Below are 14636 nucleotides of genomic sequence, written 5' to 3' on the forward strand. Positions count from 1 at the left end.
ACTTGGTGGGAACGGCCTAGAGATCGCGCCGCAGGGCCAGGATGCGAATGGCCCGGACGGACCGCTCCCGCGCTTCGGCGAGGAAGGCGATGTGGCAGTAGGCACAGGCCGTGACGCCCAGAAGCAGCACCAGGCTGTTCTTCAAGGTGAAATCGACCGTCAGCGAGATTGGAAGACCGCTGGGCGACGTGAACGCGGCGATCGTGCTCGCCGTTTCCGAATGGCTGCCGACCGCGATCATCAGCCCGACGAAAATCAGGGCGATGTGGTTGGCGAGGAAGAAGAAAGCCGACCTTCTGGTGTGGCACGCCATCCAGCAGACGATCGATGCGGCGGCAATGATGGCTGCGTCGAGAGCCATCGAGCCCCCCAGATAGAGATCGACCTGCTGCCAAAGCATCGTCGACAAAGGGCGCAGTTCAAGCCATATCCACCATGCGGCGGGGCTGGCCGGATAGGCTCCCAGCAAGAAGGTCGCCATGCGCTCCCCTGCCAGGATCGCAAGAATGAGAAACGGGAAGGCTAAGAGCAGAAGCGGCTTGCGTTTCATGTTCCCTCGACAATCTACCAGCCAAGATAGACCGCATAGATTGCGCAAGGCTTAACGGCTCCAGCGAGATGTCCGGCTCCGTAAGGCGATGCCAGAGACGGTCGCCCAAATCGGCTTATGGCGAAAGCCGTTCCGCATGCCATCTCAGATGGTCGTCCATGAAACTGGAAATGAAGAAATACGAGTGGTCGTAGCCGTCCTGCATGCGCAGCGTCAGCGGAATGCCGGCTTTGGCGCAGGCCGCCTCCAGAAGCCAGGGCCTCAGCCCATCATCGAGGAATCCGTCCGACGTTCCCTGATCGACGAGAAACCCCGGAAAACGGTGTCCATCCTCGATGAGCGAGGTGGCGTCGTAGCCGCGCCACGAGGCCTCGTCTTTGCCGAGATATTTTTCGAAGGCTGGCCTCGACCAGCCGGCGGTGGCCGGTTGAACGATCGGCGCGAACGCCGAGCAGCTTTTGAAGCGCTCTGGGTTCTTCAGCGCAATCGTCAGCGCCCCATGGCCGCCCATCGAGTGGCCAAAGATCGCCTGGCGCGTCATGTCGGCCGGAAATTCCCGCGCGATCAGGGCCGGCAGTTCCTCGGTGAGGTAGGAGTACATGCGATAGTTCTTCGCGTAAGGCGCCTGCGTCGCATCGACGTAGAAGCCGGCGCCACTGCCAAATTGCCAATTGTCCCTCTCGTCGGGAATGTCGGCGCCACGCGGACTGGTGTCGGGACAAACGACGATCAGGCCAAGCTCCGCGGCCATCCGCCTGTACTCGCCCTTGTCCATCACATTGGCATGGGTGCAGGTGAGGCCGGAGAGGTACCACACCACGGGGCAAGGCGTTTCACGGGCCCGCGGCGGCACAAAAACGGCAAAATTCATGTCGCAGGCGCAGGCATCCGAAGCGTGGGAATAGACGCCCTGCACGCCGCCGTGCGACCTGGCGGTGGAGATGATTTTCATCTGTTCTGACATGTGCTTTTTCTCCGCATTCAAAACGCCAACCATGGTCGCCGTGTCTACGGCATCGGTCGGGATCGCGGCAACCCTGGAGGATGGACCATGATCCGGATTCCGTGGGATGACGCAAGTCACGCAAGACGTGGGCAAGCTCACGACCGGGAGGACAACGCGAAGTCAACGTCTCGGTCGTTCCCGCGCATCTGGTCCGGTTAAGTTCCGCAATGTGTGAGGCGATGCTCGCCTCCGTTGTCTCAACGACCCAGACTGGCGTGGTGGACACGCTCGCGGACCTCTTCGCGAGAAATGCCGGCATCCGCCAGTGTGCGGTCCGAAACCTGCCTCAAGCTCGCAAGCGTCTGGCGATAGGAAAGCCAGCGGGCGAAACGGCGTCGAAGTTCATACAACATGATCGTCTCCTTTGGGTCAGTCGAAAGCGCAAAACATCCGCGCGAAAGGCACGCGCGATGGAAAGGATTGCGCTGGCTTCTTGGCCAGTCGAGGCGCTTTTCACTGTCCCATCAAGCAGGATTGTCCAACGCCTCCAATGCCCGCATACTTGCGCGTGATGCCCACTTCGCGCTACAGCCACGGTCGCAACGAGTTTTTCAGTTCTGCAAAATGGATATCGACTGGGACGATTTGAGATTGTTTCTCGACGTTGCGCGGCTGGGTGGCCTGAGCGCGGCGACGGGAACCACGCGCCTCAGCGCAGCCACCCTTGGACGGCGCGTCACCGCGCTTGAAAAGCAGATCGGCGAGCCATTGTTCGTGCGTCGGCAGACCGGCTACCGACTGACCCCGGTCGGTGAAGAACTGCTGCGGCGCGCCGAAGACGTCGAGGCAGCGATGCAGTCGCTGACCCGCTGGCGCCAAGGAAACCTGCCCGACCGCATTGTCCGCGTCTCGGCCGGGCCATGGACCTCGGCCTTCGTCTCCGCCCACATCGGCGAAATCTGGACGGTCGATGACGGCATGAGGGTGGAGTTCGTCACCACCACCGACCGGGTCGACATCGGCCGCCGTGCCGCCGACATCGGCATCCGTAGCGAGCGCCCGACCGAGCAATGGCTGGCCGGCCGTCAGAGCGGCAAGGTCGCTCACGCCATTTATTCCGGACGCCACCTGATCAATGGCATCGCCGCCGGCCTGTTCGTCGGCGTCACCGGCGACGGGGCAAACATTGCCTCGGCGCGCTGGCTACAAGCCCATCACGGCGACCGCATCGCCGTGCGCGGCAACAACACCCATTCGGTGCGCGAACTGGTAGCCGCCGGCGCCGGGCTTTCGATCTTTCCGTGCTTTGTCGGCGACAGCGATCCGCGGCTGGTTCGCGTCGCGCAGCCCATCCCCGAACTCGAAACCGACCAATGGATCGTCACCCATCACGAGGAACGTCACTCCCCGCCGGTACGAAAAGTCGCCGACCGGATTGCCGCCTTGATGCGAGCACACCAGTCGTTGTTTCGCGGCGAGACGCCGATCCGGTAAACCGCGTGATGTAGACCGTATCGGCTGGCCCCGACGCGCCGGTTGCCGTAGGCGTCGAACCGCGGGGAACGTGAAGCCTGACGACATCACACCCAGGATCACCGCGCCCCGCCCACCCCCCGCAAGCAAGTGACGTTCCGCCGATCCGGCTGCGGCGATAGCATCGAGTTCATACATGTTTCCCATGCCGGATTGAGCCGTCCGCGCGCGCCGCAGCAATGCTCAAAACAGGAAATTACATGGCAATCTCAACAAATTACGGAAGTAGCCAATGGTACCGTTGGCTAGGATCGCCCGCGATCCTATGCGTGGACCCACCGTTCGACTTCGTCAGCATGGGTGGGCCGGCACGCCGTGGTCCTTTAGCCGCTCTTCCAGCGCCGTCAGATAGCCAGAGACTCGCGGATGGACATAGCCGTTGAGGACAGCGGTCGAGCTGCGTTCGTACTCGCGGATAACCGGCCAGACCTCGGCCGAGGAGAAAACGAACAGGTCGGGCGCAAGACGCGCGATGGTTGCCTTCACTGAAGTTTCCTGAGCGGCATTGCGCCAGGAATGGAAGAAAGACACGATGATCCCTTGCGCCCCGTTCGCTTTCGCCACTGCCACTGCCCTTTCCACCGCCGCGATGTCCGGCGCCTGGGATTCGCTCCCATCGGCACGCATGCGGGCCGGAATGCCGAAAACCATGTCGCGCGAGATCAGCGGGTCCGGCCGCGAGCAGAACAGGGAATACATGTCCGGCATGCGAAGCCGCGCCAGTTCGATGACATCCTCGAAGCCGGCATTGGTGAACAGCGCGAGCGCCCTTGCGCTGGATGATGGTGTTGGCGTGACCGAGCCGCTGCCGCATCGGATCCTGCCGGTGGTCGGCATCTGGACCCGCGACAAGGACCATGGCGCCTATCTGCGTCAGGTCGAGCGGGGCAATATCGTGTTCGGTGGCGCGGCCGAAAGGGTGCCGGTGGACCTCGATCCAGGCCATGCGACGGCCGATCCCATGCGCCTTCCTTTACAACTGCGCGCGGTCGCGCGGCTGCTGCCGGCAATCGCGCAGGTCGCGGTCATCCGCACCTGGTCTGGCTGCGAGGGCTATATCAGGGACATGTTGCCGATCATGGGACGCTCGGCGACGACGCCAGGCCTGTTCCATGCCTTCGGCTTCAGCGGACACGGCTTCCAACTCGGCCTGGGTGTGGGCGACGCCATGGCCGAGCTCATCACGACCGACCGTTGCGAAACGCCACTTGACGATTTCAGGGTCGATCGCTTCGGCCGCGCCGCCTGAAGAAGCAACTGTCGATATCCATGGCAGTCATTCCTGCGGCCCCGTCCACTCACCAAAAGCGGACATCGCCAATGGACAGGCGACAGGCAGTTGTGCGTCCGACATTTTGGCTCGAACGACGGGAGTCGATCCTATGCGGACCATCCGACCAATGGCTCGGAGCTATCTTCCTTGGCTTAACCGCTCGATGTTGAGACAGCACGCCTGGTCGGCAGTGGTGCTAGACTGGATGGATGGAGCACGAGATGGGTGAGACCCGCAAAATAGCAGCGATCCTGGTCTCGGATGTGGTCGGCTACAGCCGGCTAGCCGGCGCGGATGAGGATCGCATCCTGGCACGGCTGCGGGCGCTGCGCAGCGATCTCATCGACCCCACAATTGCCGTTCATCGTGGTCGCGTCGTCAAGCGCACAGGCGACGGGAGCCTCGTCGAGTTCAGCAGCGTTGTGGAAGCAGTGCGCTGCGCGCTGGAAGTGCAGAACGCCATGCTTGAGCGCAATGCCGGGGGTGCCGGATGATCGCCGCATTGAGTTCCGGATCGGCATTCACCTGGGCGACGTCGTGTAAGAACGCGATGGCGACCTGATGGGGCGGCCGCTCAGCATCCCGGCACCACTGCCGAAAGCGGACGTCGTTGACAGCGAGATTTATCGCGGCAGAGCACAGCCTTCGGAGGCGGCTAGTTTGGTTTGGTTTTATGGGTGAGTGATCGCTCTACATGACACGGAAGCCGCAACCTGCCACCAAGCTCTCGCCAGGGCCAAGCACTGACAATCCATTCCATTTTTCGATCGAGCCGCGGTTGTGAGCATCGACGACATGACTTACCGGCTCAAAACAGAAGAAGTTGCTCGCCCGCGATGGCGAATAGACCTGGTAGAAGTTCAGGGGCGGCGACGCTTCGATCCTGAGGCCACGATTTTGCTCCGGCCAACATATGGAAGCGACGCCGTCCCAGCCGGCAAAGGCATTGTTTATCCATCCGCCTGGCAAGGCGGTCGGCGTGCCGAAATCCCAATCGGGACGGGTTTTGACATCCACGAACCCGTCGGGAAGATGGTCGGGCCGTTCGAGGCAGACCTGTGACGCCGGGGCGTGAAGCGTTGTCCGTGTGGTTCTGGGCAACCATGGATGGATTCCAAGCCCGAACGGAAGCCTGACCGGCGCGCGGTTGACGATTTGAAGCAGCAGTTCGAGCGCCTGTCCAGTCAGAGCGTAGCTCACCTCCGCTCGGTACCGATACGGCCCGGGTCCCCCGCTGATCAGCGACAGCCTGGCTTGGTCCGGCGTCAGGCTGTCGACATTCCATGCGCTTGAAAATCCATTGCCGTGAATGGGAAACGGCTCGCCGGCAAGGTTGGGAAGCAGTTCGTGGAATTTGGCGTCGAAGGTAAAGCCGCCGCTCGAGATGCGATTTGACCAGGGCAGGAGCAAATTGCAGGCGAGATCAAAGGGGTTCGAACTCCCGTGCTCCGGCCACGGCCTGAACAGCGGCACGCGGCCATGGTCGAACCGCGCCAGACCAGCCCCAAGCGACGGAACAATCTCGGCGGACAGGTCGCCGCTTCGAATTTCAATGGTCTCAATCATTCAGGAGGTATCGGCCTTGGCAGCGGCGGCCGGCTGTTGATGGCGACCCTTGCGGGCGACAGCGAGAAGGTCATTCGACGCGATGCCGATCAGCGCTTTCATCTGGTCATGCGCGTCGTCGACCCTGCGCATGCGGATGGCCTCCAGCACGTCGCCATGCGCGCTCAGCGTCTGCTGATAGTTGGCGGTGGCCGATGTGGTCAATCGGAAGGAGAAGCTCAGGGCCGCCGCAAGCATGTTGCCGAGATTGGCGAAAACCGGGTTGCGGCTGGCGCGCAGGATGGCGGTATGAAAGCGGACGTCGGCGTCGAGACAGGCGGCGAGGTCATCTTCCGGCGCGATGCGCATGGCCTCGTAGGCGGCTTCGATCACCGCGAGATCGCCCGAGGTCGCCATCTTCGCCGCAAGCTGGGCGGCGGCTGGCTCGATGACCAGCCGCGCCTCGATCAAGCCGCGAACAAAATCGAGATCGGGCTCGATATCGCGCATCCATTCGAGAACCTGCGCATCCAGCCTGTTCCATTCGCTCGACACACGCACTCGGGTGCCTGCCCGCTTGCGCGCCTCGATCAATCCCTTGGCCGAAAGCGTCAGCAGCGCATCGCGAAGCGCTGTGCGGCTGGCGCCGTAGATGACACACAGTTCAGCCTCCGTCGGCAGCAGCGCGTGCTGTGCATAGGTGCCGGCGAGAATCCGCTGCCCGAGATCGCGGGCGATACGATCCTTCAGGGATGACGTGGCGCCATCCCCGGCGGACGGATCCTGCTTGCCTTGACCAATCGAAGCGGTCACCGCGTCCATAGTCATGTCCTGTTCAAGTGGTACTCGGCAATCACCACAGCAAGGATCAGCAGCGAGCCTTTTGCAAGCAATTGATAAAAGGTTGGTACCGACGTCAGTATCATTCCGTTGTTGAGCACGCCAATGATGGCGACGCCGAGCAGCGCGCCGACAATCGTTCCCTTGCCGCCCTGCAAGGCGCAGCCACCCAGCACCGCCGCTGTAATGGCCTCCAGTTCCAGGCCCTGCGATCCGGATACAGGCTGCCCCGAGCCGGTGCGGGCAGCCAGCAGGATTCCGGCCAATCCGGCGGCAACGCCGCTCATGATGTAGATGCCGACGCGGTAGCGGTTGATGTTGATGCCGGAGAAACGGGCGACAACGGGATTGCCGCCGAGCGCATAGATGTTGCGGCCGACGATCGAGCGCGCCAGAAAGAGATGGAACACGATCGCGGTCAGAACAAGAATCCAGATCAGCAGCGGCAGGCCGAGGATCCGCCCACTGCCTATGAACCGGAACGTGTCGCTGAAGATGGCGATTGACTGCCCATCGGACATGATGAAGGCGATGCCGCGAAAAATCGCCATGGTGCCGAGCGTGGCAATGACCGCATTGACCCGTCCGTAGGTGATGATGATGCCGTTGACGAGACCAGCAAGACCGCCAAGGACCAGGCCGGCAACGATGCCCGCCGACGGCGACCCGGTCGCCTGGATGGCCATTGCAGTCGATACGGTGGTCAGTCCGACAGTGGCGCCAACGGCGATATCGAGGCCGCCGGCGACAATGACCACGGTCTGGCTCATAGCCAGCACGCCGAGGATGGTGATGCCGAGACCGATGTTGAGCAGGTTTCGGCTGGAGAAAAACACATCGCCGCGCAGCGAACCGAAGATGACGACGAGAATGGCGAGCGCGACCAGCAGGCTGATATTGTGGACGCCAAGGCGCTCCACAAGGCGCGAGGAAGCGCCGCTGGCGTCGGTCTGCGCTTTCGAGGCGCGAAGCTCGAGGCTATTCATTGGATGTGGTCTCCGAGCGCTGGTGCGGATTGCGGCATGGCGTGTTTGAGGATCGTCGCCTCGTCGATGTCGGGCCGGGACAATTCGGCGGTGATCCGGCCTCCTGCCATGACCAGAACCCTGTCGGCGAGGCCGATCAGTTCCGGCATTTCCGAAGAGATCAGCATGATGCCGATCCCGCTTGCCGCGAGTTCATCGATCAGTCGATAGATTTCCGCCTTGGCGCCGATGTCGATGCCGCGGGTCGGTTCGTCGAGGATGAGCAGCATCGGCTGCCGGGCAAGCCAGCGCGCCAGAACGACTTTCTGCTGGTTGCCGCCGGACAGCTTTGAAACCTGTTCGTCGAGATTGGGAGCCTTGACCGACATTTTGGCTGCCAGCGGCGAGACAATCTCCAGCGCCTTGCGCCGGTTGAAGAAGCCGAAGCTCGACGTCTTGTCGGGCACGCAAAGTGCTGCGTTGTCGAGAATGCTTCGAAACAAAAGCAGCGCCTCGTGCTTGCGGTCCTCGGGGGCAAAACCGATGCCGGCGACGATCGCCGCATGCGGACTGTTGGGGAGAACGGACATACCGTTCATGGCTATGGTGCCGGCCAGACGCCGGTCGTAGCCGACAATCGCCTTTGCCAGTTCGGAGCGACCCGCGCCCATGAGGCCGGCGATGCCGAGCACTTCGCCGCGACGAACCCTGAGGCTGACATCGCTGACGCGGTCGGTGGTCAGGCCCGACACCTCCAGCAATTGTTCCCCCGACCGCCACGTCTCGCGGGTGAACAGGTCGGCAATGTCGCGGCCGACCATGAGCTTGGCAATGGTCTGTTCGCTGGCGCCGGCCGCCGGCGAATCGTCGACCAGCCGACCGTCGCGCAAAACGACGATGCGGTCGGCAAGGTCGATGATCTCGTTCAGCCGGTGCGAGATGTAAATGATCGATGTCCCATCTTTGCGCAGTCGGCGGATGACTGAAAACAGACGGCGCGCTTCGTCATCGGTCAGCGACGAGGTCGGCTCGTCGAAAGCGATCAGGCGGCCGCCGGCGCGGATGGCGCGCATGATCTCGATCATCTGGCGTTGCGCCGGGCCGAGTGTGCCGCAGAGTTGCCGCGGCCGCATGTCCTGCTGCATGCCGAAGGTCGCAAGCACCCGGTCGGTCTGCTCCTCGAGCTTGCGCCAGTCGAGCAGGACGCCTGCCAGTCGCGGCAATTCGCCGACGAAAATGTTCTCGGCCACCGTCAGGTTCGGCACGATCTCCGGCTCCTGGTGGATGACGCGTATTCCAGCCCTGTGGCTGTCGCGCGGTTCGCCGAAAACGATCGGCGTGGAACCGTGCCGCACGGTACCGGTGTCCGGTCCGAACACGCCCTCGAGAATGCGCATCATCGTCGACTTGCCGGCGCCGTTCTCACCGACCAGAGCGAGCACCTCGCCTGGGCGGAAAGCAATCGAGACGGTGTCGAGCGCCTGCACGACGCCAAAGCGCTTCGATACCTTGTCGAGCGAGAAGAATTCCGGTTGTGTCAAAGCTCACTCCCTGGAAATACGTGCAACTGAACAGCGTCATGCGCCTTGGGGCGCCTGAGGCGTAGCCGGTTGACTTGCAGAGCTTAGCCCTGTAGTCCGAGGCAAAATTGTCGGCGGTGATGTATTCCGGGTCGGTGAAGGATTGAACCGGCAGCTGCGTTCCATCCTTGATCGAGGCCAGCAGGATCTTTACCGCCAGCGCGCCATGGTTTGCAGAGTTCAGCCACATCGTACCACGAAATGCCGAAGGCTTTCCTGATCCGAAGGCATCACAGGCGCGACTGCCGTCAATGCCGATGCCCATGCCCTGGTCCGGGGTGTAGCCGGCGTTTTCCAGGGCACGCGCCCCACCCAGCACGCCGTCGTCATTGCAGGAATAGAAGATCCAGTTGGTGACGCTGGGGTTGGCGGTCAAGGTGGTAGTCATCACGTCGATGGCATTGACCATCGTGTTGTCGTAGGGAACGCGAACGATATTGCCGGGCTTGAAGTCGGGCACCGCCTTCAGGAACGCCTCCTCGGCGCCCTTGTTGCGCTGCATGCAGGTGTCCGCCTTGCGGTCCTCTATCGAGGCGATGCGCACCTCCTTGCCGGCCCAGCCGTCGGCCTTGTAGAGCTTGGCCAGCTCCTCGCCCACGCGCGCGCCGATGTTGTACGCATTCATCCCGACATAGGGGACCTGGGTGCCGTCCTGGTAGTAGATGTCGTCGTCGACCGCCACCAAAGGAATTTTCGCTGCCTTGGCTTTCTCGGCGATGACCGGTCCCAGCGCCTTGTCGGGAACGACGATGGCGATGCCCTTGACGCCGTCACCGACCATTGTATCGAAAGTGGTGATCGTCAAATTGGCATCGAACTGGACGTCCTGCGATACGAAGGTGGCACCGGCCGCCTCTGCCGCTTTCTTGGCGCCGCCGACTTCGGCGACGAACCATGGATGGTCGCCCATCTTGTTGATGTAGCCGATCTTGATGTCGTCGGCGCTGGCCGCGCCAGCCATCAATCCGGCAGCCAGTATCACCAATGTTGCCAATGCCTTGGTCGTCGTTTTCATGTGGATCCTCCCTGCTTGGTGGTTGTCAGTCGTGGTAGAGAACCGAGCGTCCACCATCGATGATGATCGTCTCGGCATTGATGAACGGCGCTTCGTCGGAAGCGAGGAAAACGGCCGTCATTGCAACCTCGTCCGGCCGGCCAATGCGCTTGGGCGGATGAAGGTCGTAGGCCCGCCGCTTCTCCTCGGCGGGGTCTGGAAATGTGTTCCAGTAGGCTTCCGCGATCGGCGTCTCGACACAACCGGGGGCGATCGCGTTCACGCGGATGCCGCGCGCCGCATATTCGATGGCGAGCGAGCGGGTCAGGCCGACAAGCGCATGTTTGGCAACTGGATAGGGAAATGTGTGTGGAATGATCTTGAAAGCGTGGCAGCTGGCTATGTTGACGATCGATCCCGAACCGTTCGCCAGCATGGTCGGCAGAACGGCCTTGGCGCAGAACCATGCGGCCTGGAGGTCGAGCTTCAGGCAACGGTCCCATTCCTCCTCCGGCATCAGCAGGGGTTCGTGAAAGACGTTGGCGCCGGCATTGTTGAAGAGAACATCGACGCCGCCATAGGCCGCGATCGTGCGGGCGACCATGTCGGCTACCGCCGATTGGTCCGTGACATCGATTTCAACGAAAAGGGCGTCGGCACCCTGGGCACGCAACGCGTCGGCGATTGCCTTTCCGCTTGCCGCATTTAGTTCGGCGATAATGGTCTTTGCCCCCTGCATGGCAAAGGCCTGGGCGGTGGCGGCACCAATGCCCTGTCCGGCGCCGGTGATAATTGAGATCTTTCCCTGAAGCCTGCCTGTCATGGCGCTCACCAATCGACCACGGTGCCGTCGGGCATGACCGCGTTGCGGGCATGCAGCACTTCCTGCTTGAAGGGGTGGCGCGCTATGACGCCCTCATCGACGGTGACGCCAAGTCCCGGTAGTTCGGGCACGTCCCAGCGACCTGGTTTGCGCTGGATCGGCCAGGTCACGACCTCGTCGTACCAAGCGACCGCGCCGGACATCTCCTCCTGGATGATGACGTTCGGCGTCGATATGCCGAAGTGAAGTGCTGCGACGCCGGCGATCGGGCCGAGCGGGTTGTGCGGCGCAAGGCCGATGCCCGCCGTTTCCGCCAGGGCCGCGATCTTCTTGGTCTCGAGCAGGCCGCCGGTATGGCAGATATCGGGCTGGGCAATGTTGAAGGCGCGCGCCGCGATCGAGTGGGTGAACTCGCGGCGCCCGATCAGCCGTTCGCCGGACGCGATCGGTACCGCCGATCGCGCGGTGATATGCGCCAGGCCGGCGACATCTTCAGGCGGCACCGGTTCTTCGGCGAACAGGATGCGGGCCGGCTCGATCGCCTTGAGATAGTCCATTGCCGCGTTGACGGAGGCCGGGCGTCCGTGAAAATCGACCATGATGTCGATATCGGGACCGACGGCTTCGCGCAGCGCGCCAACCATGTTTGCAACGGCGTCCACCGCCTTCGCGGGCGAGACGTAGTGGGTGTAGGGAATGCAGACGACCTTGATCGCGTCGTAGCCTGCCTGCGTCACGATGCGTCCGCGTTCGACGATCGCGTCGGCGGATCCCGTCTCATAGACCGCCTTCATGTCACCTAGGCCGAGATGCGTGTAGGTGCGCAGATAGTCGCGAACCTGGCCGCCGAGAAGCCGCCAGACCGGGACGCTCAGCGACTTGCCCAGAATGTCCCAAAGTGCGATCTCAATGCCGCTGACGGCTGACATTCCCTCGACGCCAAGACGCCAGAAGCCATGGCGCGTCAGGATCTGGTAGCACTGTTCGACATTGCGCGGATCCTGCCCGATGAGCAGTGCCTCGAGGTCCTGCAGCGCGCCGACAACGGCACGCGTCTTCCATTCCAGCGTCGCCTCACCCCAGCCAAACAGACCGGGCTCGTCGGTTTCGACCCGAACGAAAACCCAGTTGCGCATTTCCGCATTGCAGACCAGCGCCTTGATGGCCGTAATTTTCATTGATCCTCCCAGATATGTCGTCTTTTTTCACAACATTATGTATGATTTATTCTAGTTAATATGTGCAAGTCAAGTGCGGCATGGCCGGCTTCATGTCGTATTTTTGCTGCACGTGCCGGCAACTCACTACCGTTAGATCCAGGATGGTCAGCAGCGAATGACCGCGGCAGGCGCAAAGCGCACTGCAGGCCACCCCAGCGGCCGGCCCACTGAGCCATGCATGTCGATGAAGAGGCCGGCCGTTGCGAGGAAACGGTGCCGTTGAAGCGCGAATATCGCTCCATTCTTCGGCTGGTGTGATCGATCGACCTGACCCAACGACCCCTGCTGCAGAAGGAACCGAAGTGGCGCGGCATCGTTGATCTTTACGATACTAGATCAAGTTGCAGACGGGGCTTCAAGTTGACGATCTTGATGCTTCCGATGGACCGATTTTATGGCTCGCAGGGCCATCGAGCCGGCGCAGGCAGGGTCGCCATCGCAGAGTGTGGCGCCATCACCTGTGGAGGCACAACCGGCGCTTGGAGACAGGGCCCGCGCAAACGCTGGCGGTCGCCTTTGGGTCATCGCCGCGGCGGTTCCGCTCCTGTTCATGATCAGCGGGCTTGTCATTCGGTATGCTGCGTTCCATTCAGTCTCGGCAGTACCAGGCTTCGAAGCTTATGCGCGTGCGCTCTGCAGGTGGGACTGCGCGTGGTATGTGGACATTTCCGAACACGGCTACGAGCGTTTTCCCATTCCAGGCCAAAACAACGTCGGACGCTGGGGCTTCTTTCCATTGTATCCCATGCTCGTGACGACTCTTCGGTTTGCTTTCCCTTTTCCCACGATTCTGATCGCGACGATCACCTCGATTGCATGCAGCTACGCCGCCTGCCTTGTGGCATGGCCACTTCTGGAGAAGAACATGCGCGCTTATATACTGTATTGCGCGTTCCTGCTTAGCGGTCCGTTCTCCTTCCACTTCACCACGTTCCTTACCGAACCTCTTTTCGTGCTCCTGACTTCGTGCGTCTTTTTGGCACTCAAGCGCTCCAACTACCTGGCCGCTGGCGTTTCATGCGCTTTGCTGTCGGCAACGAGGCTGGTCGGGGTCCTTGCTGTGTTTGCAGCCGTCATCCAAATGTTCGAGCAGCACCGCCAGCAGGGCGGGTCGGCGGTGTCTTTCCCGCGATGGGTGCTTGGTCGTCCGGATATGCTCGTAGCTATCTTCATCTCGCCCGCCGGCTTGTTTGCTTACATGCTCTTTTTGTATCTCACTGTCGGGGACGGGTTTGCGTTCTTGCACGTCCAGCGCGCGTTTGGGCGGGTTGCTGGCGATCCGCTCCTTTTTCTATGGGACGGTCTCGCTGCTGTGCCGACAAAAGGACGGCTGCCCACGGCGCCGCAATGGAGCGCGCTCGCAGCGATCATAGGGCTGACCCTATCGGTCGTTCTGGCGGCTCGCAGGCGATATGGCGCTGCGCTCTTCTGTGCGAGCAGCATCATCCTGCCGTTGATCACCAACCTGGCTTCCATGATCAGATACGTCATTGGGCTTGCGCCGCTGATGATGTTGATTGCCGAGCTGCTGTCGGTATCGAAACTGACCTATCTCGTGACTTTGGCTCTTTTCCTGAGCGCATGTTATTTCATGACTGTGGCGTGGATTGGAGGCTATCTTGCCCTGGTCTGACAGCCTGTCACCCTTTGGCCGTGCTGCCTCGACTGGCGGCTACGCGCTGGCGTTGGTTCTGGCCGTGTCCGAGATCATCATCCTCGCACTCGCTCTCAATCCAGATGTCAACGCCGATTATCGGGCCTATTACATCGATCGCACGACGACGTGCCTCAATCGCGATGCGGTTGGCAGCTACACTCCTGGCCAGACGGTATCGTTCCGGTCCGACGGCGCCAAACAAGCAGCCGGCATGATGGTCTGCGGTTGGTCGGGCCCGGTAGGCGACGGAACCCATTCGCTGGGCGAGACCTCTCGGCTGAGACTGGAAATGCCTTCCGTTCGCGACGGGCTTACGGCAACGCTACAAATGTCCGCCGTCATTCGTCCACCACAGACCACTCAAAGGGTAATGATCTCGGTGAACGGAGTTCGGGTACACGAGGTAACACTGTCGAGCAAAGACCCGACGACGATCTCGTTCGCGATCCCGCACGCAGCGTTTGCCAGCGCAAAGGTACTCGAAGTGACTTTCGACTATCGCGACGGGATTCCGCCAAGCCCGGCCGCCAGCAAGATCTACAAACGCGCCATTAAATTGGTATCGTTCCGGCTGGACGCCGGCTAGAGCACTTCACCGTTTTGCGGAAACGGTGAAGTGCTCTAACCCGGATATCTCACACTGTCTTTTGGCGTAGGTCTGAAGCGGGGATTTTGCGAGCGCGTGAGTTGCAGGCAAGGGCTGTCGCCGC

14 protein-coding genes and 2 pseudogenes are annotated in these 14636 nt (G+C 61.7%); 5 read left to right on the forward strand and 11 right to left on the reverse strand.

The annotated features are described in order from the left end of the window. Window positions 1-16 precede the first annotated feature (16 nt). The 3 genes from NKH02_RS14485 to NKH02_RS14495 all read right to left on the reverse strand — a co-directional run bounded on the left by NKH02_RS14485 (window position 17) and on the right by NKH02_RS14495 (window position 1909). Window positions 17-550, reverse strand: coding sequence for a hypothetical protein (locus NKH02_RS14485; protein ID WP_352879567.1), 534 nt, complete (start codon window positions 548-550; stop codon window positions 17-19). 115 nt (window positions 551-665) lie between these two features. After that, window positions 666-1514, reverse strand: a complete 849-nt coding sequence (gene fghA, locus NKH02_RS14490) for an S-formylglutathione hydrolase (protein WP_352879569.1) — start codon at window positions 1512-1514, stop codon at window positions 666-668. A gap of 239 nt (window positions 1515-1753) precedes the next feature. Then, the gene (locus NKH02_RS14495; protein WP_352879570.1) at window positions 1754-1909 is read right to left on the reverse strand and encodes a YjiS-like domain-containing protein; all 156 of its coding nucleotides are present in this window, start codon (window positions 1907-1909) and stop codon (window positions 1754-1756) included. Between the two features lie 211 nt (window positions 1910-2120). Here NKH02_RS14495 and NKH02_RS14500 point away from each other — a divergent pair, with 211 nt between their 5' ends. Further along, entirely contained in the window at window positions 2121-2990 is an 870-nt protein-coding gene (locus NKH02_RS14500; RefSeq protein WP_352879572.1) for a LysR family transcriptional regulator, read from the forward strand. Between the two features lie 330 nt (window positions 2991-3320). On the opposite strand, the gene NKH02_RS14510 is transcribed toward NKH02_RS14500, so the two are convergent. After that, on the reverse strand, window positions 3321-3866 hold the full coding sequence (locus tag NKH02_RS14510; protein ID WP_502913812.1) for a hydantoinase/oxoprolinase N-terminal domain-containing protein: 546 nt from the start codon (window positions 3864-3866) through the stop codon (window positions 3321-3323). Between NKH02_RS14510 and NKH02_RS14515 the strand changes: the two are divergent. Continuing rightward, window positions 3817-4278, forward strand: a pseudogene (locus NKH02_RS14515) (NAD(P)/FAD-dependent oxidoreductase); the annotation flags it as partial. The gene NKH02_RS14510 and the pseudogene NKH02_RS14515 overlap by 50 nt on opposite strands. A 245-nt stretch (window positions 4279-4523) precedes the next feature. Then, window positions 4524-4842, forward strand: a pseudogene (locus NKH02_RS14520) (adenylate/guanylate cyclase domain-containing protein); the annotation flags it as partial. A gap of 150 nt (window positions 4843-4992) precedes the next feature. Here the strand turns inward: NKH02_RS14520 and NKH02_RS14525 are convergent. The 7 genes from NKH02_RS14525 to dgoD are packed head-to-tail and all read right to left on the reverse strand — an operon-like array spanning window position 4993 to window position 12227. Next, window positions 4993-5868, reverse strand: a complete 876-nt coding sequence (locus NKH02_RS14525) for an aldose 1-epimerase (protein WP_352879573.1) — start codon at window positions 5866-5868, stop codon at window positions 4993-4995. After that, window positions 5869-6669, reverse strand: a complete 801-nt coding sequence (locus tag NKH02_RS14530; RefSeq protein WP_352871689.1) for a FadR/GntR family transcriptional regulator — start codon at window positions 6667-6669, stop codon at window positions 5869-5871. 2 nt (window positions 6670-6671) lie between these two features. Continuing rightward, window positions 6672-7673 carry an ABC transporter permease gene (locus tag NKH02_RS14535; RefSeq protein WP_352879575.1) on the reverse strand — a complete coding sequence of 334 codons (1002 nt, stop codon included), beginning with the start codon at window positions 7671-7673 and terminating at the stop codon, window positions 6672-6674. After that, a complete protein-coding gene (locus NKH02_RS14540) occupies window positions 7670-9193 on the reverse strand; it encodes a sugar ABC transporter ATP-binding protein (RefSeq protein WP_352879577.1) in 1524 nt (507 codons plus the stop codon). Before NKH02_RS14540 ends, NKH02_RS14535 begins: the two co-directional genes overlap by 4 nt. Beyond that, window positions 9075-10247 carry a substrate-binding domain-containing protein gene (locus NKH02_RS14545; RefSeq protein ID WP_352879579.1) on the reverse strand — a complete coding sequence of 391 codons (1173 nt, stop codon included), beginning with the start codon at window positions 10245-10247 and terminating at the stop codon, window positions 9075-9077. Before NKH02_RS14545 ends, NKH02_RS14540 begins: the two co-directional genes overlap by 119 nt. A gap of 25 nt (window positions 10248-10272) precedes the next feature. Continuing rightward, window positions 10273-11049 carry an SDR family oxidoreductase gene (locus tag NKH02_RS14550; protein ID WP_352879581.1) on the reverse strand — a complete coding sequence of 259 codons (777 nt, stop codon included), beginning with the start codon at window positions 11047-11049 and terminating at the stop codon, window positions 10273-10275. 5 nt (window positions 11050-11054) lie between these two features. Continuing rightward, window positions 11055-12227 (reverse strand): galactonate dehydratase, encoded by a 1173-nt coding sequence (dgoD, locus tag NKH02_RS14555; protein ID WP_352879583.1) that lies wholly within the window; start codon window positions 12225-12227, stop codon window positions 11055-11057. 700 nt (window positions 12228-12927) lie between these two features. Here dgoD and NKH02_RS14560 point away from each other — a divergent pair. Next, window positions 12928-13902, forward strand: a complete 975-nt coding sequence (locus tag NKH02_RS14560; RefSeq protein WP_352879585.1) for a hypothetical protein — start codon at window positions 12928-12930, stop codon at window positions 13900-13902. Next, window positions 13889-14512: a hypothetical protein gene (locus NKH02_RS14565; protein ID WP_352869562.1), complete on the forward strand. Its 624-nt coding sequence runs from the start codon at window positions 13889-13891 to the stop codon at window positions 14510-14512. Before NKH02_RS14560 ends, NKH02_RS14565 begins: the two co-directional genes overlap by 14 nt. Window positions 14513-14636 lie beyond the last annotated feature (124 nt).

This window comes from Mesorhizobium sp. M1396, assembly GCF_040317725.1.
Lineage (GTDB): Bacteria > Pseudomonadota > Alphaproteobacteria > Rhizobiales > Rhizobiaceae > Mesorhizobium.